This window comes from Flavobacterium niveum (assembly GCF_055231775.1).
Genome location: NZ_JBUYSX010000002.1, coordinates 325288 through 347122, shown reverse-complemented (window position 1 = coordinate 347122; position 21835 = coordinate 325288). Strand labels below are relative to the sequence as shown.

Annotated in this window: 21 protein-coding genes; 11 read left to right on the top strand and 10 right to left on the bottom strand. The window is 46.2% G+C overall.

All coding sequences use genetic code 11. The features are described 5' to 3' along the window. Positions 1-184: 184 nt before the first annotated feature. Together leuS and ACZIX4_RS06945 are read right to left on the bottom strand one after the other, a co-directional pair. On the bottom strand, positions 185-3067 hold the full coding sequence (gene leuS, locus ACZIX4_RS06950) for a leucine--tRNA ligase (protein ID WP_463334894.1): 2883 nt from the start codon (positions 3065-3067) through the stop codon (positions 185-187). A gap of 197 nt (positions 3068-3264) precedes the next feature. After that, positions 3265-4800 carry a toxin-antitoxin system YwqK family antitoxin gene (locus ACZIX4_RS06945; protein WP_463334893.1) on the bottom strand — a complete coding sequence of 512 codons (1536 nt, stop codon included), beginning with the start codon at positions 4798-4800 and terminating at the stop codon, positions 3265-3267. Positions 4801-5036: 236 nt separating this feature from the next. On the opposite strand from ACZIX4_RS06945, the gene ACZIX4_RS06940 reads away from it, so the two are divergent. The 5 genes from ACZIX4_RS06940 (at position 5037) to ACZIX4_RS06920 (ending at position 8592) form a co-directional block, all read left to right on the top strand. Continuing rightward, a complete protein-coding gene (locus tag ACZIX4_RS06940; RefSeq protein ID WP_463334892.1) occupies positions 5037-5909 on the top strand; it encodes a cell division protein FtsX in 873 nt (290 codons plus the stop codon). Between the two features lie 248 nt (positions 5910-6157). Continuing rightward, positions 6158-6442 carry a DUF3098 domain-containing protein gene (locus ACZIX4_RS06935; RefSeq protein WP_463334891.1) on the top strand — a complete coding sequence of 95 codons (285 nt, stop codon included), beginning with the start codon at positions 6158-6160 and terminating at the stop codon, positions 6440-6442. Positions 6443-6445: 3 nt separating this feature from the next. Next, positions 6446-7258: an undecaprenyl-diphosphate phosphatase gene (locus tag ACZIX4_RS06930; protein ID WP_463334890.1), complete on the top strand. Its 813-nt coding sequence runs from the start codon at positions 6446-6448 to the stop codon at positions 7256-7258. Between the two features lie 6 nt (positions 7259-7264). Further along, a complete protein-coding gene (truB, locus tag ACZIX4_RS06925) occupies positions 7265-7963 on the top strand; it encodes a tRNA pseudouridine(55) synthase TruB (RefSeq protein WP_463334889.1) in 699 nt (232 codons plus the stop codon). Further along, positions 7963-8592: a YiiX/YebB-like N1pC/P60 family cysteine hydrolase gene (locus ACZIX4_RS06920; protein WP_463334888.1), complete on the top strand. Its 630-nt coding sequence runs from the start codon at positions 7963-7965 to the stop codon at positions 8590-8592. Before truB ends, ACZIX4_RS06920 begins: the two co-directional genes overlap by 1 nt. 8 nt (positions 8593-8600) lie before the next feature. Here the strand turns inward: ACZIX4_RS06920 and ACZIX4_RS06915 are convergent, their stop codons facing one another. The 3 genes from ACZIX4_RS06915 to ACZIX4_RS06905 all read right to left on the bottom strand — a co-directional run bounded on the left by ACZIX4_RS06915 (position 8601) and on the right by ACZIX4_RS06905 (position 10910). Continuing rightward, positions 8601-9359, bottom strand: coding sequence for a DUF2490 domain-containing protein (locus ACZIX4_RS06915; protein WP_463334887.1), 759 nt, complete (start codon positions 9357-9359; stop codon positions 8601-8603). Between the two features lie 117 nt (positions 9360-9476). Further along, positions 9477-10226, bottom strand: coding sequence for a uroporphyrinogen-III synthase (locus tag ACZIX4_RS06910; protein WP_463334886.1), 750 nt, complete (start codon positions 10224-10226; stop codon positions 9477-9479). 15 nt (positions 10227-10241) lie between these two features. Next, a complete protein-coding gene (locus ACZIX4_RS06905) occupies positions 10242-10910 on the bottom strand; it encodes a DUF4271 domain-containing protein (RefSeq protein ID WP_463334885.1) in 669 nt (222 codons plus the stop codon). 104 nt (positions 10911-11014) lie between these two features. Here ACZIX4_RS06905 and ACZIX4_RS06900 point away from each other — a divergent pair, with 104 nt between their 5' ends. The 4 genes from ACZIX4_RS06900 (at position 11015) to ACZIX4_RS06885 (ending at position 14369) form a co-directional block, all read left to right on the top strand. Continuing rightward, positions 11015-11734 carry a polyprenol monophosphomannose synthase gene (locus tag ACZIX4_RS06900; protein ID WP_463334884.1) on the top strand — a complete coding sequence of 240 codons (720 nt, stop codon included), beginning with the start codon at positions 11015-11017 and terminating at the stop codon, positions 11732-11734. Between the two features lie 12 nt (positions 11735-11746). After that, positions 11747-13090 carry a dihydroorotase gene (locus tag ACZIX4_RS06895; RefSeq protein ID WP_463334883.1) on the top strand — a complete coding sequence of 448 codons (1344 nt, stop codon included), beginning with the start codon at positions 11747-11749 and terminating at the stop codon, positions 13088-13090. A gap of 103 nt (positions 13091-13193) precedes the next feature. Then, entirely contained in the window at positions 13194-13676 is a 483-nt protein-coding gene (locus tag ACZIX4_RS06890; RefSeq protein ID WP_463334882.1) for a DUF4296 domain-containing protein, read from the top strand. Positions 13677-13868: 192 nt separating this feature from the next. Beyond that, positions 13869-14369: a TlpA family protein disulfide reductase gene (locus tag ACZIX4_RS06885; protein ID WP_463334881.1), complete on the top strand. Its 501-nt coding sequence runs from the start codon at positions 13869-13871 to the stop codon at positions 14367-14369. A 128-nt stretch (positions 14370-14497) separates the two neighbouring features. Here the strand turns inward: ACZIX4_RS06885 and ACZIX4_RS06880 are convergent, their stop codons facing one another. Continuing rightward, positions 14498-15499, bottom strand: coding sequence for an NAD-dependent epimerase/dehydratase family protein (locus tag ACZIX4_RS06880; RefSeq protein ID WP_463334880.1), 1002 nt, complete (start codon positions 15497-15499; stop codon positions 14498-14500). 142 nt (positions 15500-15641) lie between these two features. Between ACZIX4_RS06880 and tyrS the strand changes: the two genes are divergently transcribed. After that, entirely contained in the window at positions 15642-16946 is a 1305-nt protein-coding gene (gene tyrS, locus ACZIX4_RS06875; RefSeq protein WP_463334879.1) for a tyrosine--tRNA ligase, read from the top strand. A gap of 268 nt (positions 16947-17214) precedes the next feature. Here the strand turns inward: tyrS and ACZIX4_RS06870 are convergent, their stop codons facing one another. Together ACZIX4_RS06870 and ACZIX4_RS06865 are read right to left on the bottom strand one after the other, a co-directional pair. Beyond that, positions 17215-17937: an SDR family oxidoreductase gene (locus ACZIX4_RS06870; RefSeq protein WP_463334878.1), complete on the bottom strand. Its 723-nt coding sequence runs from the start codon at positions 17935-17937 to the stop codon at positions 17215-17217. Positions 17938-18031: 94 nt separating this feature from the next. Beyond that, the gene (locus ACZIX4_RS06865) at positions 18032-18961 is read right to left on the bottom strand and encodes a helix-turn-helix domain-containing protein (RefSeq protein ID WP_463334877.1); all 930 of its coding nucleotides are present in this window, start codon (positions 18959-18961) and stop codon (positions 18032-18034) included. Positions 18962-19669: 708 nt separating this feature from the next. Between ACZIX4_RS06865 and ACZIX4_RS06860 the strand changes: the two genes are divergently transcribed. Continuing rightward, positions 19670-20278 carry a Crp/Fnr family transcriptional regulator gene (locus ACZIX4_RS06860; RefSeq protein ID WP_463334876.1) on the top strand — a complete coding sequence of 203 codons (609 nt, stop codon included), beginning with the start codon at positions 19670-19672 and terminating at the stop codon, positions 20276-20278. A gap of 11 nt (positions 20279-20289) precedes the next feature. Here ACZIX4_RS06860 and ACZIX4_RS06855 read toward each other — a convergent pair whose 3' ends face one another. Both ACZIX4_RS06855 and ACZIX4_RS06850 read right to left on the bottom strand, forming a co-directional pair. Then, positions 20290-21120 (bottom strand): hypothetical protein, encoded by an 831-nt coding sequence (locus ACZIX4_RS06855; protein WP_463334875.1) that lies wholly within the window; start codon positions 21118-21120, stop codon positions 20290-20292. A 47-nt stretch (positions 21121-21167) separates the two neighbouring features. Beyond that, positions 21168-21731 carry a hypothetical protein gene (locus ACZIX4_RS06850; protein ID WP_463334874.1) on the bottom strand — a complete coding sequence of 188 codons (564 nt, stop codon included), beginning with the start codon at positions 21729-21731 and terminating at the stop codon, positions 21168-21170. Between the last annotated feature and the right edge of the window lie 104 nt (positions 21732-21835).

Genomic DNA, 21835 nt, shown 5'->3' with positions numbered 1-21835 from the left:
ACGTAAATCAGGAACCTGAATAACACATTGCTTTTACATTGCTTTCTTCACGTGCTGTCATTGCGAGGGAGGTACGACCGCGGCACCCGAGGCATAGCCGAACAGACGAAGTAATCTCATAAAACAAAGTGATGAGACTGCTTCGTGCCTCGCAGTGACGGCACGTAAAAGCTTCGCAGCTAGTTTACCCCACCACGTTTATAATACGTCCCGGGACTACGATAATCTTCTTCGGCGTGTTGCCGTTCAGGTACTCTGTGGTACGGGCATCGGCAAGTACGGCGGCTTCAATGTCGGCTACCGGCATATCCATCGGGAATTCCAGCTTAAAGCGGGTTTTGCCGTTAAACGACACCGGGTATTCCTTGCTGCTTTCTACCAAATATTCAGGGTTGAACTTAGGGAACGGCACGGTGCTAATGCTCGTTTTGTGGCCCAACTGGTGCCAAAGCTCCTCTGCAATGTGTGGCGCGTATGGCGAAATCAGTATTGCAAGTGGTTCCAATATCAGGCGTTCGTGGCAGTTCATGGCAAGCAGCTCATTAACGGCAATCATAAACGAACTCACCGAGGTGTTAAATGAGAAGTTCTCTATATCTTCCTGAACCTTTTTAATGGTTTTGTGCAGTGTCTTGTACGCGTCCTTGCTTGGCGGATTGGCCGTTACTATAAGGCCGTTATCGTCAAAGTACAGTTTCCATAGTTTTTTTAGGAAACCGCTTACCCCCGTAATACCGGCAGTATTCCACGGCTTGGCTTGTTCTAATGGCCCAAGGAACATTTCGTACAGTCGAAGCGTATCGGCACCGTATTGGTCGCAAATATCGTCGGGATTCACAACGTTGTACCAACGTTTTGACATTTTTTCAACTTCGCGGCCTACAACATATTTCCCATTTTCAAGGATAAATTCAGCATCATTAAACGATGGCTGCCATGCTTTAAGCTCTTCAGGATTTATTTCGTCTGAAGAATTAACCATATTTACGTCAATGCGAAGTTCTTCTACCTGATGCTCGCCTTTTAGTCCTTTTGACACATAAGTGTTTGTGCCTGAAATACGGTATACAATAGCACTCATACCAAGAATCATCCCCTGGTTAATCAGCTTTTTAAAAGGCTCTTCCTGGTTAATGAAACCACGGTCTTTAAGGAACTTGTTCCAGAAACGGCTGTACAGCAGGTGGCCTGTAGCGTGCTCGCTACCGCCTATATAAAGGTCAACGTTCTGCCAGTATTCCTCTGCTTTGTCTGATACAAATTCATCGTCATTAAACGGATCCATATAGCGCAGCCAGTACCATGAGCTTCCGGCCCAACCCGGCATGGTGTTCAGCTCCAGCGCAAATACGGTTACGTCGTCTATCTTATCGGTGCTTACTACGGTGTTGGTGGTAGTGTCCCAGGCCCATTCGGTAGCGTTGCCCAGTGGCGGCTGCCCGTCTTCGGTTGGCAAATATTTCTCCACATCCGGCAGGCGTAACGGCAGGTGCTCGGTAGGTATAATTTGCGGCAGGCCGTTTACATAATACACCGGGAACGGCTCACCCCAATACCTCTGGCGGCTGAAAACAGCATCGCGCAGGCGGTAATTGGTCTTGCCTTTACCCTGTTCCATTTCCTCAAGGGCAGCAATGGCCTCCTTGGTAGCTTCCTTATAGTTAAGCCCGTTCAGGAAATCAGAGTTGATCAGCTTTACGTTGTCTTTGCTCGCATAAGCCTCCTCCGAAAGATTGGCGCCTTCAAAAATATTAGGTATTTCAATGCCAAAATGTTTGGCAAAATCATAATCGCGCTGGTCGCCCGCAGGTACCGCCATAACGGCGCCTGTACCATAGCCGGCAAGCACGTAGTCGCCTATCCATATCTGTACCGGCTCCTTGGTAAACGGATGCTCGGCATAAGCCCCTGTAAACACACCCGAAATGGTTTTTACATCGGCCATACGGTCGCGCTCGCTGCGTTTTGCAGTAGCTTCCACGTAGGCATCCACGGCAGCTTTTTGTGCAGGGGTGGTTATTTTGGCTACCAGGTCATGCTCCGGTGCAAGGGTCATGAAGGTAACCCCAAAAATAGTATCAGGGCGGGTGGTAAACACCTCTATATATTCGGCATTTTCAAGCGGCGAAGTAAGGTCAGATATAAACTCGCTAAGGTCGTTGCCGTCAGCGTCTATTTCTTCCTGGTCCATAATACGGAACTTCACACTGGCCCCAACCGACTTGCCTATCCAGTTGCGCTGGCTTTCCTTAAGCGATTCTGTCCAGTCGATTGTGTCAAGCCCCTGTAGCAACCTTTCGGCATAAGCCGAAATACGCATGCTCCACTGGGTCATCTTCTTACGGATAACCGGGTGGCCACCGCGCTCGCTTACGCCGTTTACAATTTCGTCGTTGGCAAGTACCGTGCCCAGGGCAGGGCACCAGTTTACCTCCGTTTCAGCGAGGAATGTAAGGCGGTATTTCAGCAGTATGCGTTCTTTTTCTTCTTTGGCCCAACTGTTCCAGTCTTCGGCGGTAAAGGCAGCAATATTATCATCGCTTACGGCATTAACGCCTGCGTTTCCGTTGGCCTCAAACTTCGCGATAAGCGTAGCTACGTCTTCGGCCTTGTCGGTATCTTTATTATACCACGAGTTAAACAGCTGTATAAAAATCCACTGCGTCCACTTGTAGTACTCGGGGTTGCTGGTACGCACTTCCCTGTCCCAGTCGAAAGAGAAGCCTATTTTGTCCAGCTGCTCACGGTAGCGGTTAATGTTGGTTTCGGTAGTTACCGCAGGGTGCTGCCCGGTTTGTATGGCGTACTGTTCTGCCGGAAGGCCGAAACTGTCGTACCCCTGCGGGTGCAGCACATTAAAGCCCTGGTGGCGTTTGTATCGGGCATAGATGTCGCTGGCTATGTAGCCCAGCGGGTGGCCTACGTGCAGCCCCGCACCGCTTGGGTAAGGGAACATGTCCAGTACGTAGTACTTAGGTTTATCTGATGTGTTTTCGGCACGGAAGGTACCGTCTTCTGCCCAGAATTTCTGCCAGCGGGCCTCAATTTCTCTGTGGTTGTATTTCATTTCTTCTTAGTTTCTGAGTTGCTTAGCTCCTGAGCCACTTAGCTTTTTTTGGCGCATTAGTGAAGGCCTGGTTAAGCCTGTGAAGGTTTGGCAACTTCCCGCAAATTTAGTGTTTTTTTTGAAAAAGCTTCTGAGCTTCTGAGCCGCTTAGCTACTTAGCTTTTTTTGCTCAGAAGCTAAGAGACTCAGAAGCTTTGTTAAGGCTTCTTCTTTTGGCTAAGCTCTTTAAATTCTTGTTCGGTTACCAATTTATCTTTGAAATAGTAGGTAACGGTTTTTTCATTGGTAACGGCATTATACTCCGTCCTTGGACCGTGCTTTACTTCACCGTCAAAGCTGGCCTCTATGTAACCTTTGTTATCAGGGCCGGTGTATATAAGCGTTTTTGTATGTTTGCCGCTGTTATCATACGTAATAACGTTACTTATTTTGTACGAGTTACCGTCTAACATTATAAGCTTGTGCTCGCCTACAGGCATACCTTTTTCGTTGTATTTCGCTTCGTGTATCATATTCCCTTGCGGGTCATAGAATTTTTTCGACGACGGCTTGCCCGGGGCGGCAGTGTAGGTTTCTATAACCTTTCCGTTAGGGTAATAGCTTTTATAGCTTTCCACTTCGTCATTCTTGTAGTTTTTTTCTGATTTCAGCCCGCCCGTAGTTTTATCATAGGTAACAGACTTACCCTCCTTTTTGCCGTTTACATAGTTGGTCTCCTCGGTCAGCACACCCTTGTAATAGCTTTTATAGGTCCCGTTCAGTTTCCCGGCTTTATATTGCATCTCCCTTTCCGGCTTGCCCGATTTATCGTAGTAGACCCACTGCCCCGTCCTGGCTCCGGTATCATCATAAAAACCTTCCTGCACGGTGGTGCCGTCTTCTAGTTTCAGTGTGTATTTCCCTATGTATTCGCCATCTTTGTAGTTGTTGCTGTAAAGCAATGTACCATCGGTTTTATAATACTCGGTAAGGCCATGGCGTTTGCCATCCTTAAACCTGAAGATACTTTTTAGCTTACCATCCTTTGTAAATTCTTTCTGTTCGCCATCGCGCTGTTCTTCGGCAATAATGGAAATTTCGGCAACTTTTATATCCTTAAAAAACAGCTCCACTACCCCGTGTTTCATATCGGGCGGATAGTAATACACAACACCGCGTGCATCACGCACCGTAATCTTCCCTGTAACCTTTCCGTTGTCAAAATTACCCTCAATACCACCTCCACGATGGGCATATATTTTCCGCAACCCGTGGAACTTATTGTTTTTATAAGTTGTTTCCGCTTTTAAAAAATCATCATCGTCATAGGCTTTGCCCACGCCATCGGCCATGCCGTTTACATAGGGGATTTCCTGGCGCAATTTCCCGTTGGTATGGTACAGCGTAGCTACCCCATCGGGGATGCCCTTTTGGTTGAAGGACTGTTTCAGCACCAGCTTATCGTTCTTGTAATGTTTGGCAATTATGTGGCCGTCCTGCACTTCTTCCACTAACCTGTAGCTTTTGCCTGTAGGCATCTTTTTAATGTCTTCCAGCTTTATGGAAAGGTCTTCAGGGAGCACCTCATCCCGGAATTTGAAAAAATTATCCATTTTGTCAAAGTCGGGCAAATCAATAGGGCGTGGCGGCTGTTGCTCCTGCGCCAATACATTAGCCGAGCAAAACAGCACTGCTGCCGCAACAGCCATTGGCCTTATAAAAACCTGAAAAGCAGTGGAGAAAGATGTATGCATACCGGGAATATTTGGGTGTTGGTTACTATCGTGAGCATCAAATTTAGTGTTTTTTTTGAGAAAGCTTCCGGGCTGCTCAGCTTCTAAGCCACTGAGCAATTTTGTCATAGAAAATACGTTGAATTAGTAGCTTGGCAGCTAAATTGCTAAGAAGCTTAGCAGCTAAGTTTCTCAGCAGCTAAGCAGCTTATTAAAAAATACTTTCTTATTTTTACGCCTAAATTCCGAAACACTATATGGCATCATCTTTTGAAAAGTTCCAGAGGCGCAGGGTTATATCATCATATTTCTCTGTGGTACTGTGTATTTTCATAGTGCTTACCCTGCTGGGGGCGCTTGGCCTTTTTGTAATCAATACCGATAAAATTTCGGGCTACGTTAAGGAAAACATCCCTATGGTGGTGTATTTTAAGCGTGAGGCAAACGATACCGTTACCAAGGCTTTTGGCGAACGCCTTAAAAACAGTGCCTATATTAAGGACTATAAATACGTAAGCAAGGAAGATGCTGTAAAGAACAGCCCCGACCTTATGGAAGGTTCTGAATTTTTGGAAGGCGAAAACCCGCTGCTGGATAATTACGAAATCCACCTGAAGAGCGCTTATGTAGATAAAAAGCACATAAAGGATATAGAAATAGAACTGCGCAGCGACCCTAATGTGGGCGATGTAAGCTATGACAATGTACTGGTAGACAAGGCGAATGAAAACATCAGCGCCATATCGTACTGGATACTGGTAATAAGCGGGGTGCTTGCCGTGGTAGCCATGCTGCTTATAAACAGCGCACTGAGGCTGAGCATCTATTCGCACCGCTTTACCATAAAGACGATGCAGCTGGTGGGTGCTACCAAGACATTCATCCGCCGCCCGTTTATATGGAAAGGCATACAGCTGGGGCTATTGGGATCGTTATTTAGCATGATAGCCGTAGTGTGCCTGGCCTATTGGCTGGACGGGGTATTCCCTGAACTGCACCTGTGGGCCGACTGGATCCCTACTGCCATAGTACTGGCGGGCGTATTAGCCACCGGGATAATAATTGCAGCCATAAGCACGTTCTTTGCCACACAAAGGTTCCTGAACCTGAGGACGGACGATCTTTATTAAGGCATCTTGGATTGTTGGATTTTTAGATTGTTAGTAAAGACGGCAAGATGACAGATAAAAGATAATAGACTGTCGGTTCTATTTTAAATTTTGAATGATGAATTTTAAATTATTTGGAAGAACGCTTTCAGATAATATGTATAAATAAATGATATGTGTTTGAGTGTTTCCGGTGCAAAACCTGACACGAGACGTTAGGCGAACTGGCGAAGCAAACCTGAAACTTTAAACCTGAAACAAAATAACAAATGGAAAACAACCCCTTAAAAACCGAGTTCCTTTTTGAAAGGGTAAACTACAAGATATTACTTATCGGCCTGGCTGTTGTGGCGGTGGGCTACCTGCTTATGAGCGGTGGCGGCAGCAACGACCCTAAGGTTTTTAGCGAAGATATTTTCAGCTGGAGGAGGATACGCCTGGCACCTACCGTGGTGCTTATAGGCTATGGTATTACCATTTATGCCATCCTTAAAAACCCTAAAAAGGGCGCTGAAACATTCCCTGAAGACCAACCGATAAAAACCAAGAAGTAATCCATGGATTTAATACAAGCCATTGTCCTTGCCATTATTGAAGGCCTTACCGAGTACCTGCCTATTTCATCGACTGCGCACATGATTTTTGCCAGTTCGGCTTACGGCATACAGGAAGATGCTTTTGTAAAACTGTTCCAGACTGCCATACAGTTTGGGGCCATACTTGCAGTAGTGGCACTGTACTGGAGGAAGTTTTTCGACCTAAGCCGTATTAACTTCTACATAAAACTGGCTTGTGCCGTAATCCCTGCCCTGGTACTGGGCAAGCTTTTTGACGATATGATAGACGATGTACTGGGCAAACCCATTCCTATAGCCATAATGCTTATAGTGGGTGGCGTAGTGCTGCTGTTCATCGATAAGTTTTTCCACAGCCCCGAGATTGTAAAGGAAGAAGATATTACTATAAAGAAAGCGTTTACCATAGGTATTTGGCAATGCCTTGCCATGATGCCGGGCACCAGCCGTGCCGCAGCCTCTATTATTGGCGGTATGCAACAAAAGCTTACCCGCGAGGTAGCTGCTGAGTTCTCATTTTTCCTTGCTGTGCCTACCATGCTGGCTGTAACCGTGTATTCTATCGTGCTTAAAAAGTACGAGGTAGCCGGTGCAGAAGTAAAAGGTTACGAAATGCTAAGCCAGGGCGATAACATGAAGGTATTCCTGCTGGGTAATGTCATTGCTTTTGTAGTGGCTATTATTGCCATAAAAGGCTTTATCGGCGTTATCAAAAAATACGGTTTTAAGCCGTGGGGCATTTACCGCATTGTAGCCGGCATACTGCTGCTGGTGTATTTTACTTATTTTAAATAATTACCATTGGCCTTACCCGAAGATTTTACCGAAGGCAAAGTACTGCTTATAGACAAGCCGCTTACATGGAGTTCGTTCCAGGCGGTTAACAAAATAAAATGGGCGCTGAAAAAGCACCTTGGCCTTAAAAAGCTTAAAGTAGGCCACGCCGGTACACTCGACCCGCTGGCTACCGGTTTGCTTATCATCTGCACCGGTAAGTTTACCAAACGCATCCCTGAACTGCAAGGTATGGTGAAGGAATACACCGGTACGTTCCACATAGGGGCTACTACGCCGAGTTATGACCTTGAAACCGAAGTAAACGAAACCTTCCCTACAGGGCATATTACTGAAGAGTTGCTACAGCAAACCATATCGCAGTTTTTGGGCGAAATTGACCAGAAACCACCGGTGTTCTCTGCCATTAAAAAAGACGGCAAGCGCCTGTATGAACACGCACGCAAAGGTGAGGAAGTAGAAATAGAAGCCCGCAAGACTACCATATACGAGTTTGAGCTGACCCGCATAGCCCTGCCCGAAGTAGATTTCAGGGTGGTGTGCAGCAAGGGCACCTACATCCGTTCGCTTGCGTATGATTATGGTGTTGCACTGAATAGCGGTGCGCACCTTACGGCACTGCGACGTACTAAGATTGGCGATTTTGATGTGGTAAATTCGGTTTCTCCTAACGATTTTGAAGACTCCATAACAACTGCCGAATAATGAAAAAATTGGCCTGTATACTCCTGTTGTTTCCCTGCCTGTTATTGGCACAGGTAACCCCGCAGGCGTTGCAGGACGGTGATTTTATTTTCCAGGATATGGACTGCGGCCCGCTGTGCGATGCCATAGAAGCCGTAACCGAAGGCTATCAGGGTAATGATTACAGCCATATGGGTATGGTATTCCACCGGAATGATACACTATATGTGGTAGAAGCTGCCGGTAGTGCTGTACGCCTTACCCCGCTAACCAAGTTTGCCAAAAACACCACCAAGCCCATGCTGGTGGCACGCCTTAAAAAGAAGTATACCAAACTGATACCGTCTGCGCTTGATTTTTCCCTGAAACAATTGGGTGTTCCCTACGACGATGAATACATTTACGATAACGGCTCGTACTACTGCTCTGAGCTGATATACGATGCCTTTAAGCATGCCAACGGCGGTAAGCCTTTCTTTGAGTTGACCCCCATGACGTATAAGCAGCCGGGTACTAACACATTTTTCCCGGCGTGGACAGACTACTACAAAACACTGGGCAAGCCCATACCCGAAGGCCTGCCGGGCTGTAACCCGGGCGGATTATCACTCAGTAATAAAATTGAGGTATTGGGCACGCTGGTTTTGTAAAATCGCCTCTAAAAAGGATTCTCCAGAATTATATCAAAAGCTATATAGCTGGCATCGGTAACTTCATGGCCGGTACCCATAAGGTCGTTCATATAACCGAGGTCAAACACCACGGGCAGCTGCTTTGGCTTCAGGGTGTAATACAGGCAAAAGCGGCTTTCGGTATATTCATAACTACCCCATTCCCCATCAGCGTCATATGGTACCGAAAACAAGGCTTCGGCACTGGCGGTTATGCTGTTGGTTTTGTCATTATCTATAGCGGCGTTAAGCTGCGTCTTCAGGCGGGTACGCAGTTGCAGGCTGTTTTCTATATCGCCAAATTCAGGGTTAAAAAACTTCCTCACCTCCTGCCTCAGGGTATTCTTCCACTTAAAACCCCCGAACGTAAGGCTGTATGATAATCTTCCATACGCACGGTATTCCTGGTGTACCTCGGTGTTGTGCACGGCATTGTCGTCGTAAGAATAGTGCAGCTGCCTGCGGTAGCTCAGGGCATAGCTGTATTGCCAGTTATGGCTCAGGCTGTGGTAAATTTCCTCATTCACTACAAATATCGATGGCTTGTCTATGGGATTTTCCGCATTAGGTCGACTGATGCGCCCGCTGCCAATGTAGGTAAGCGAAGTGTTTTTTGTGTCGAGTTTCTGGCTCACCCCCGCCGCGCTCCAGTAGGCCGAGTGGGTTTCACCAAGGCCGGGCGGGCTTATTTGGGCTGTGGCCTGTGCAGTAATAAAGATGCAGGTAATGCAGGTTAATAATTTCATCGTCATATTTTTCAGCAAATATTACCCCCGATTCCGGAAACATCCTGTAACAGCAAAAAATGTGTTGCAAAAAAAATCCCGCTCACTGAGCGGGATTTCCTGTATATAAGAGTAATGTTATTTTGCCTTATTTGCTTCTGCTATATATTTTTCAAGTGCCATGGTCATACTCGGTGTGCCCGGTGCAGGCGCCATAATATCTACACGAAGGCCGTGGTCCAGCGCTTCTTTTTGTGTAGTGGTGCCAAACACCGCTATGCGTGTGTTGTTCTGCTGAAAATCAGGGAAGTTTTTAAACAGCGATTTTATACCGGTAGGGCTAAAAAACGCCAGTACATCATAGTACACGTCTTTAAGGTCGCTAAGGTCGCTCATTACGGTTTTGTAAAAAGTGCCCGGTGTCCAGTCTACCTTCAGGGTGTTCAGTACCTGTGGTACGTCGTCGTTAAGCTGGTCAGACGATGGCAGTAAAAACTTCTCGTCTTTATATTTTTTAATCAGCGGAGACAGTTCGGCAAAATCCTTCTGTCCCACATATATTTTCCTTTTGCGGTACACTACATACTTTTGCAGGTAAAAGGCCACGGCCTCGCTTTGGCAAAAATATTTAAGTGTTTCAGGGACTTTGTATCGCATTTCTTCGGCTACGCGGAAAAAGTGGTCTACAGAGTTTTTGCTGGTAAGAATGATGGCGGTGTAGTTGTTAAGGTCTATCTTCTGTGCCCTTACATCCTTGGCGCTAACACCTTCTACATGTATAAAAGGCCTGAAGTCTACTTTAACCTTCAGTTTGTTCTGAATTTCAAAGTACGGTGAATTTTCTACTTTAGGTTCCGGCTGCGAAACCAAAATTGTTTTCACTTTCATAAATTATATTATTAACTAGCGATTGGTAAACCAATAATACAGGAAAAAATAGGGCGCTATTTCGAGTGCGCAAAGATACAAAATAAAGTAAAACAATTTACTGAGTATCAATTTTTGATAAATCCTCAACGAAATAAGATAAGAGAGGATACTGCCCGCTGCTATAAGCCCTAAAATTATGTATAGTACAAATGCTTTTGGGGCCAGGTTGTAAAACAGCACCACGTTAACCGGCAGCAGCAGCATACCGATATATGCGCGGTAGTTCACCTTGTGCAGGTTAAACTGCTCGTTAAACTCCTCTATATCAAAAGCGGTGGCTATAATTTTTTCTATCAGGTATTTTGCCAAAACAAAACTGCTTATCAGCGTAAGCAGCTGTATAAACTTCAGGAAGCCGCCCTGCAGCTCTTCGCCATAGGAATATACCAGTATAAATTGCAGTAAAAACGTATACGATATTACCTGCACAATGAAGAATGAAATGGTAAACCAGCTTTGCAGGTTGCTGCTATCCTTGTATATTTTCATATACTTATCAGACCACGCCAGTTTGGCAAACTCGGCAAAGCGCACCTCAAAAACCGTACGGTTTACGGCGATTATGGCAAAGCAAAGCACAAAGAGGTATGTGGCCCAGTCGTGTGCCCCCGTAATGCGTTCGTGCAGTGTAAAATTGTCCATTGCGCAAAATTAGTATTTTTTATTCGCGCGTTCGTTAATTCTCATTTAATTGTTTTTTAAGCGTTAATAAATGCCTATTTTTGCACAAAATTTTAACCGGGAACATGAACGACGGAATCGTAATAATCCCTACATATAACGAAATAGAGAACATAGAAGCTATTGTACGGGCGGTATTTGCCCAGCCGGTAGCCTTTGATGTAATCGTGGTCGACGACAATTCGCCCGACGGCACCGCTGCAAAAGTGCAAGAGCTACAGGCCGAATATCCCGCGCTGCACCTTGAGGTAAGGGCAGGGAAATCAGGGCTGGGCACAGCATACGTGCACGGCTTTAAATGGGCAATAAAAAACAAGTACGAATACATCTTTGAGATGGATGCCGACTTTTCGCACAACCCGGCCGACCTTGCGCGGTTGTACGAAGCCTGCCACAAAGGCGCCGACCTGGCCATAGGGTCGCGCTACGTAACCGGGGTAAATGTGGTAAACTGGCCGCTAAGCCGCGTACTTATGAGCTACTACGCCAGCAGCTATGTACGTGCCATTACCGGAATGACCATCCGCGATGCCACTGCCGGTTTTATCTGCTACAAACGAAAGGTGCTGGAAAGCATCAACCTTGACCGCATAAAATTTGTGGGCTACGCGTTCCAGATAGAAATGAAATACCGCACTTATGCTAACGGCTTCAATATTGTAGAAGTGCCGATTATTTTTACCGACCGTACAAAAGGCGAAAGTAAAATGAGCTCGGCCATATTTAAAGAAGCTATATTTGGCGTAATACGCCTGCGATGGAAAAAAATGCTGAACAGATTATAATAAAACCAATCAATGAACAGGATACTTATAAGGAATGCCAAAATTGTAAATGAGGGTACAATTTTTGAAGGCGACCTTTATATAGAGGACAAGTATATTAAGGAAATTGCCGATTACATAAGCCCGAAATCTGCCGATGTGAAAATCATCGATGCTGAGGGTAGCTTCGTTATCCCAGGGGCCATAGACGACCAGGTACACTTCCGCGAACCCGGCCTTACCCATAAAGGCGACATCGAGTCGGAATCGCGTGCTGCCGTGGCCGGTGGGGTTACTTCCTTTATAGAACAGCCAAACACAGTACCCAATGCGGTAACCCAGGAAATCCTTGAGGAAAAATACCAAAGGGCTTCTGAGGTTTCGTATGCCAACTACTCATTTATGCTGGGCGGTACCAACGATAACATAGAGGAGATAATGAAAACCAATCCACGTAATGTGGCGGGTATCAAACTCTTTTTGGGCTCATCTACCGGTAACATGCTGGTGGACGACGAGCAGGTGCTTGAAAAAATCTTCAGCAGTACCAGCATGCTTATTGCGGCACACTGCGAAGATGAAACTACCATCCGCGAAAACCTTGAAAAATACAAAGCCGAATACGGCGACGATATCCCGGTGAAATGCCACCCGGAAATCCGCAGTGCCCAGGCGTGTTATATATCATCGTCGCGCGCTATAGCACTGGCGAAGAAAACCGGTGCCAGGCTGCATGTATTCCATGTGTCTACAGCTATAGAAACCGATTTGTTTACCAATAAAATCCCCCTTGAGGAGAAAAAGATAACGGCCGAGGTATGCGTACACCACCTGTGGTTTAGCGATGCCGACTATGCAACTAAAGGGTCGCTTATAAAGTGGAACCCTGCCGTAAAAACCGCTGCCGACCGCGATGCGCTGTGGAAAGCCCTGCTGGACGACCGCATAGACGTAATAGCTACAGACCACGCACCCCACACGCTGGAAGAGAAGAAGAAACCCTATACTTCTTCGCCAAGCGGAGGCCCACTGGTACAGCACAGCGTGGTAGCCATGTTTGAGGCCTACCACCAAAAGAAAATATCGGTAGAGAAAATCGTGGAGAAAATGTGCCACAACCCGGCAAAATTATTCCAGATAGAAAAGCGCGGCTTTATCCGCGAAGGGTATTATGCCGACCTGGTTATCATCAATCCGGGGCTGCCGTGGAACGTAAAAAAAGAGAACATCCTGTACAAGTGCGGCTGGTCGCCATTTGAGGGGATTAACTTTAAATCGCGCATTACACATACTTTTGTAAACGGCCAGCTCGTTTATAATAACTTTAAGGTGAAAGACATCCGCTGCGGCGAAAGGCTGCTTTTTGACCGCGGGTAAAAAATAAGCCACGGATTACACCGATTTTGCTAATTTTAAATTACAAAGTTGGTGTAATTTTTGGCTAAACACCCTGAACCGAAATAAAGTATACATTTGCCCTATGAAAAAACTGGCTGTACTGATACTGGCGCTTATGGCAATAGCCTGCAAGGACGAGGTAGTACCCGAACCGAAGCATGTTATAGCTGAAAATGAAATGGTAGACATATTGTATGATATGGCGCTGATGCAGGCGGTAAAATCATACAAGGCTTCGGCACTGGACAGCAATGCCGTAGACCCAAAGACCTACATTTACAAAAAGTACAAAATAGACAGCCTTACCCTGGTACAAAACCACACCTGGTATGCTACAGACCTTGAGAAGTACGAGAAGATGCAGCGCAAGGTTACAAAACGCATAGAGCGCGAACAGGCAAAACTGGGCGTAAAGAAAAAGCCTGAGGCTAATGTAGCCGACCCGGCAAACCCATCTAACCCTGCAAACCCTAACCGTTTTGACAACCCTGCTTCAAGCGGCGGCGGCACCCCACCAGCGGGCAATCCTGCCGCAGTACCGGGAAACAGGCAGCTGCCACAGTAGTGAGTAAAAATCTGATTATATAATGTATCCCAATATACAGTGAGGCTGAGCATGCCGAAGCCGATTGTATATTGGGATAATTTTTTTATAAACTAAGCAACAGAAATGAATTATCATTTTCAGTATTCCGTAAGTTATTAAACTTCATTAAATTTGGTTGTGCCCTAAAAGCAAATCAAAATCAACCAAATTATGAAACCAGTACTTAAACATCTCCTTTGGGTCGTTCCGTTAGCCGCCCTTATATTTTTTATATCATCGTTAACGTCTATGACGGCAGACCTTATTGGCAAGGTTAATAATACAAAATATACACTTACCGATACAAAGTTCAAACTCGTAAAGACAGACGGTACAGATACAATTGTGGATTTAAAAGGCGACAGGGCAAAGTTCTTTCATTTTTGGGGGACTTTTTGCAAACCCTGTATCGCCGAAATGGATTCCATAGAAAAGTACAGGAAGCATTTTGGTGCGGTAGACTTTTATATGGTTTCCCCTGAAAGCCCTGAAAAGGTGCGGAAATTTATGGAAAGCAGGAAATTAAACATACCGGTGTATTGTGCCGATACCACCCAGTTTCCGTTTAAGGAAAAAGGCATCCGTTTTTTCCCTACTTCAGTTGTCATCCAGCATGACTCTGTAGCCGAAACTGCTGTAGGCCCGATGGAATGGCGTGCTGTAAAATTTTAATTGACACAACAACATAAGCTCCGCAATTGCGGAGCTTTTTAATTTTATGTACTTGAGATTTCTCGACTACACTGCGTTCCGCTCGGCTCAAGGGCTTGCCCGAACTGGCGAAGCACATGGAAGAGGAATCAATGCTTTATATATTCAGTAGCGAGTTGCTCCAGGTAGGGTTTCATATCTGTAAACGTATAGCCCAGCGCCTGTTTTATTTTGGTATTATCAAAGGGTTCGGTAGTATAGGCAGTATGCGCCATGTGCTTTGTAAGCATGCGTTTACGCATCAGTAGTTTACCCAAAAGCCAGTCAAACCGCCATGCAAAAGCCATCATCAGCTTGGTGGCAAACATTACCGGGCCGGTTTTGCCCATGCCTTTTGCTATGGTGTCCAGCATTTGCTTAAAGGTTATGTTTTTGGCTACGAGGGTGTAACGCTCGCCACTTAGCGGACTTTCCATGAGTTGCACCATGATATTTACCACATCTTCCACGGCTACTATACCACAATTACCCAGCGTATAAAAGTACTGCCCGCGCTTTACAGCCTTAAACACCGCACCGCTGCCCTGTTCCCAATAGCCTTCGCCAAAAATAAGCCCGGGGTTTACAATTATCATATTAAGCCCTTCCTGCCAGCCACGCCATACTTCCATTTCGGCGCCGTACTTGGTTATCTGGTAGTCGCTGTGGTAGGCTTCGGGGTTCCATTCGGTTGCCTCGGTAATGGTGCTGCCGGGTATAGTGGGGTCGCCCAGCGCCGCTATAGAGCTTACATGGCAAAACTTCTGCACGCCATAAGCCAGTGAAAAGTTTACCATATTGGCCGTGCCCTCTATGTTTATCTTGCGCAGCGCTTCCTCATCCTTCGGGTCGAAAGAAACATTGGCGGCGCAGTGGTACACGTGGGTTACGCCTGTAAAGGCTTCCTCCAGCGCGGGGATATCGTTAATATCGGCCTGCAGCCATTCTATCCCGGCAAACAATTCCTGTTTGCTGTAACGTGAAAAAAGCTGCCGTGTTTTGTCTATATTTTGCTTGTTGCGGTATATGGCGCGCAGGGGTGTGCTGCCCCCGGCAAGCTTCAGCAGCAGGTGGCCGCCTACTAATCCTGTTCCGCCGGTAATTAGTATCATGGTAACAAATATAAACATTTTGTGTAGTAAGGCAGCAGCCGGGCGGAGGCTTAACATAAAAGGAAGGCTAAATTATTGCCGAAAAATATTCAGTAAAGTTGATTAGCCTTTGTATTTTTGCAACCGCATTAAAATCACTAATATGAAAAATTTTGTAGCCGAATTACAATGGAGGGGCATGGTGCACGACATTATGCCGGGAACGGAAGACGAACTTCTTAAAGGTATGACGACTGCGTATATTGGGTTTGACCCAACGTCGGACAGCCTACACATAGGCAGCCTTGTGCCTATAATCATATTAGTGCATTTGTATCGCAGCGGGCACAAACCCATTGCCCTTGTGGGCGGCGCTACCGGTATGATAGGCGACCCGTCGGGCAAATCAGACGAGCGTAACCTGCTGGATGAAGCCACTCTTGAAAAGAACGTAAACGGTATTAAAGGCGTGCTGTCGCGCTTCCTTGATTTCGATTCGAAAGAAGCTAATGCGCCTATACTGGTAAATAACTACGACTGGATTAAGGAGTTTTCGTTCATCAGCTTCGCACGCGACGTGGGCAAGCGTATTACCGTAAACTACATGATGTCTAAAGACTCTGTAAAGAAACGCCTTAGCGGTGAAGCAGGTTCGGGTATGTCATTTACCGAGTTCACCTACCAGCTGATACAGGGGTACGATTTTTACCACCTGCATAAAACCTACGGTGCCAAGCTTCAGCTGGGCGGCAGCGACCAGTGGGGTAACATTACTACGGGTACCGAGCTTATCCGCCGTATGAACACCGAGGAGAGCCTGAAGGAAGCTTATGCCATGACCTGCCCGCTTATTACCAAGGCAGACGGCAGCAAGTTCGGTAAATCTGAAGGGGGTAACGTATGGCTTACCGCCGATAAAACATCGCCATACAAGTTTTACCAGTTTTGGGTAAAAACTACCGATGTGGATGCCGAAAAGTACATTAAGATATTCACCTTCCTTGGGGAAGAAGAAATAAACACGCTGATTGAAGCGCATAAAGAGGCGCCACACCTTAGGCTGCTGCAAAAGAGGCTTGCCGAGGAAGTAACTACTTTTGTGCATGGTAAGGAACAGTATGAAGAAGCGCTGCGCCGCAGTGAGTTTGTATTCTCTAAATACAACTACGAGCAGCTGAACGCGGTAAGTGAGGATTTCTTTACCGATATTTTTGGGGAGTTCTTTTATGCAGACATAACCAAAGAAAACCTAAACGAGGAGCAAGATCTTGTAGAACTGCTTTCAGATGTCACTAAAATATTCCCATCAAGAGGCGAAGCAAGAAAAGGTATTGCTGCAAACGCAGTAGCGGTTAATAAAGAAAAAATCACTGCTGATTACAAAATATCTGAAAAAGACCTGATTCTAGGAAAGTACATACTGATAGGGTTTGGTAAAAACAAATCGTTTGTACTGACACTGAAATAAGAAAAGAGGCTTAGGCCTCTTTTTTGTTGCTTAGTAGTGTTGTATGTCGTCCGGTCCTTGCGAGGAATGAAGCAATCCCACAAGGCAATTCGTCTATCAATGATGAGACTGCTTCGTTCCTCGCAGTGACGGCGTGTAAAGAATCTATGCCCGCAATAAAGAAGACACACCCCCAACCCCTATAACTCCAAATGATATTTTGTTTTTGAGTCGTTGAATCTCCGATTTCGGAGAGGGGAGCAGCTTCACTCGTATCCATTATACTGGACTACGGGTTCAGCACCTTAAAGCGCTCCTTTATTACTTCAGGGCCTCCGGTAGCCATATCCACTGCGTGCAGGTAGGCGATTTCGTCGTTGCCGGCTTTAAGTTCTTCAATCACATGGTCGGCAAAACCCGAAACCGGCGGGAAGTTGTTGTGCAGGCCAATGCCGCCAAGGTCGGTATTCAGTGCAGGCGGTATCAGTTCTATCACTTCGATGCCCTGCTTACCCAAAAGGTAACGGCTGCTCAACGTAAACGAGTGGAAGAATGCCTTGGTAGCGCTGTACACCGCAATAGCCGAAGCCGGGACAAATGCCAGGCCACTGGTAACGTTTACCAATGTTTTTATCGACGGTAGTTGCGCAAACAGGTTAGTAAGGTGAATGGGAGCCTCAATGTTTGTTATAATTTCAGCTTTGGCACGGGTAAGGAAGTCGACATCGGTAATGTGCATCCAGTTTTGTATGCCCGCGTTGTTTATAAATGTGGCAAGGTCGGCATGGTTTTCAGCCACCCAGTTGTACAGGGCCACGCGCTGCTCCTCTTTAGACAGGTCGCACACCTTAGTAATAATGTTCGGGTTGTTAGCGGCGGCTTCGGTCAATATGCTCTCGCGCCTTCCGCTTATAATAACGGTATTGCCCATAGCGGCAAAGCGTTCGGCAAGGGCCAGGCCTATACCGCTGCCCCCGCCTGTAATCAGGATTTTACTGTTTGATAGTTGCATAATAGTGTATCATTTTGTTGATACAAAGTTGGCACAAAACAACGCCTGCACGTTTGCAAACATCAATCCAATAGTTGCGAAAATCAAATCTGCGCTATAACCTGTAGGCAGCCGGGGATACCGTCGTTTCCTTTTTAAAGAAATTAGAAAAATGCGCCACTTCCTCAAACCCCAGCGAATAGGCTATCTCACTAATGTTCCAGTCGGTTTGGCGCAGCAGTATTTTGGCTTCCTGCAAAAAGCGGCTTTTAATGAGCGCCGTGGTAGTATGTCCGGTCTGTTCCTTAAGCACCTTGTTCAGGTGGTTTACGTGCACGGCAAGCCTGTCGGCAAAGTCAGATGCAGTGCGCAGGGCTATCTTTTGCCCCGGCGCTGCTATGGGGAACTGCCGTTCCAACAGCTCGGTAAAAATAGATGCTACACGTGTGCCGGGCGTGTTCCCGGTATAGAGTGCGGTATCGGGTTGCAGCTTTTGTCCGTAGTGGATCAGTTCCAAAAGGTAGTTGCGCAGCAGGTCGTATTTAAAGGCATAATCGCCCGAAAGTTCGTTGTACATTTTGCTGAACAGTTGCTCTACCTCAGCGGCCTGCGCATCGGTAAGGTTAAATACGGGGTAACCGCCCGGGGTGAATATGGGCAGTTCATCCAGTACCAATCCGGTTTTGCCTTTGGCCAGAAACTCATCGGTAAATATGCAGAAAAAGCCGTCCTGGTTTTCGTCCAGCGGCAGCCAGTGGTACGGCACGCGCGGAGTGGCAAACAGCAGTGTATACTTACCCAGCTCTATCTGCTTGTCGGCATACTCGGCACGGTTGCGCCCCTTTATAAAGCTGATCTTAAAATACAGCCTGCGGTTATAAGGCATAATGGGCTTTTCGCGGTAGCGCGCTACCATTTCGCCAATGTTGAATACATTAAAATGGCCGATGTCCTTGCTGATGCCTTCGGGCAACAGGCCGCCTCCTGCCCCACCGCCTTTGTATATTTCCTTATCGTAAAACTGTTCGAGTGTTGTGGTTTCCATAACGGATATATTTGCAAAAATCAAAGGTAGGTGTTTTTTTTGGTGATGCGGTTATTTGTTAATTCGTGTATTTGGTTGTTGGTTGTCAGTTGTTGGTTGTTGGGAGCATCACTCTTGGAATTAGTTTTAAGGTACTTCCATGTCGACCGAAGCGTAGCGGAGTGGAGACATCTCTCACTTTGCGTCTTAGCGACTTTGCGTGGAATTGTAACACAGAGTTTCACGGAGGAGTCACAGAGACACACAGAGAAGCTATTATCCAAAGTTTTTCATTCATAATATTGAAGAACACAGAGCATTCCTGCGGAATGAAGAGAAGCACGCAGAGTTTTCAATCACATTTTCTGGCTCTTCCATGTCGACCGAAGCGCAGCGACACGAGGGCTTTGCCCGAACTGGCGAAGCAAATGGAGACATCTCTCGCTTTGCGCCTTAGCGGCTTTGCGTGGAATTGTTACACAGAGCCCACGGAGAAGTCACAGAGCTGCACATAGAAAGCTATTACCCAAAGTTTTTCATTCATAGTATTGAAGAACGCAAAACATTCCTGCGGAATGGAGAGAAGGACACGGAGTTAATAGGCTACTATGGCTGAAAGCTGACCGCTGATAGCTAATCGCTAACAGCTTCCTTAAGATTCGCTTCAGAAAAGTTTAAACAGAAAAATCGGCATGCTTTCTGTTTTTAACACCGTGAAACACCTTACTGATGAAAACACTGTTTAAAAAATACCTGTTGGCCAAAGCGCCCTTTACCGAAAGCGAACTGCAAACCCTGCTAAGCGCCGTACAGGTAAAACGTTATGCTAAAGGCGAAACCATTTTTGCGCAGGGCAGCTACTGGAACTTTAACGGATTTATGTGCCGCGGCCTGGCCTGTACCCTGCAAAATGAAAACGGGCTTAACAACGTGGTTTCCTTTGCGCCGGAAAACCACTGGATAGGCGACCGCCACAGCCTCCTTACCGGCAAGGCGATGCCCTGTACTTCCGTAGCCTTAGAGCCGACTACCGTACTGCTGATAGCCGAAGATGATTTTGAACGCCTGCGTGTACTGGTACCCACCTTTAACGACATGATGTACGCCCTGATACAAAGCACGCTGCTGGCTACCCAAAAGCACATTTACCAGGACGCCATACTAAGCGATGCCGACAGGTTTAAGAACTTTGATACGCAACGCCCGGGACTGGCACAACGCCTGCCTGCCCCACTGCTGGCATCATACCTTAAAATGAGTGTGGCACGGCTGAAGGATATTATGGGTGGTGACTTTCCGTTGTTTCGGTTGCGCAACGGTGTGAGGGTTTCTGCGTAACGGGATATGGTTTAAATATCTCCCATAAACCAGTCAAACCCAAAAATGTTGCGATACTCGGCAGGCGGTTCTTTTAAAAGAACAGGCTTGTGCTTATTTTCAGGATAACGCTGAAGGATGTATTGCTTACTTATAGTATCTATAGAAACCGTCTCTACAGTATCTAAAGCCATTCCGTTAAAGCGGTATTTGTACATAGGCGTTAGCCCTGCATAGCCATAATAAACCCCACGCACTACTTTCTCGGATGGGGAAAACGTTGGGTTTTCAACCCGATAAGGCTCTGCGAAACCGGAGCCATCGGGCTTGTACAGGTACAATTCGCAAAAAGCTTTAAGGCAACACCCCGAACTGCCGTAGGTATGTATAAGCAGGTCGTTATACCCGTCGTTGTTTACATCTTTAAGCGTATCGCCGGTATGCTCCAGTGCAGAAATTTCGTAATTGACCAATTGCTTATACCCGGTTTTACCTTTTTGCAATATTTTTATATTCACGCCATTCCATGAAATTTGCCTGATAAAAACATGCCGCCCGGTTTTATGGAATATTGGCCCCGCATTTATATACGTCTGTATATGCCCTATTACAGACCCCGGAATTTCAAGGCTGTCTGTAAAAACAGCACTCCCTGATCTTGCATCATATTTTGCCAGTAGCTTATCCACTTCAGCATTTAGGAGGCTGTCCTGGTCTACATTTGCGTAACTATCAATAGTGTCGTTATTGTTAGCTGCCACAGCTGTATCGGCCCACACCGGTTTAGTTGTTGTTACGGCCTTGTTATGGCAACTTGTGGTAAGTGCCAAAAGCAGTATAATAGAGAATAAAAGCGGTTTCATAAAACAGCTGGTTTATGGAGTGAAGGTAGCAGATTTTTAGCTGCAATTCACACCTGCCTTTTAAAATCTTTCAGGAGTGATGATGCTAAAAACACCACGCATAGCATATCGATTAAAAACAGGTAAAAGCCGTATTTTATTTGCCACCAATATTCCAGCAAGCCGCAAGAATAATGCAGCGCTACCGAAAGCAGCAACAGGCCAATGTTTACCAAAGCGAGTTTCCTTAACGCCCTGTATTTTGATTTGAATGCTTTTACCGCCATGCTTACCGACAGCATCATTATGAAGAAATAGGAAAGATAAATGTACGTCCAGGCATCTAAGAGTTTTGGCTTGCTAAAAACACAACACGCAATCAGATAAGCACTTAAACTTTCTTTAGTATAGAATATAGATTGCCGGTCTGCGTCACTCACTGATTCAATTGCTGCCGCTTCTGTGGAAATATCCTGCAAAGCCATCGTATCTATAACCATAGCATTACCTGTTGTAGGTTCAGCAACTTCTGTCTCAGGGTAACGCATAGAATGGCTGCACATCTGCACAAAGGGCAGCATAAAAATCAGGAAGCTTGCCAGGGTAAGGACACGGATAAGGGTTGATTTCATATACAGTTGGGTTAGGGTTGTATATGAAAGACTGCTGTTTGTAACGAATGTTACAGTCAATCACCCCGCCCTGTGGGCACCCCTCCAAAGGATGGGAATAGCTT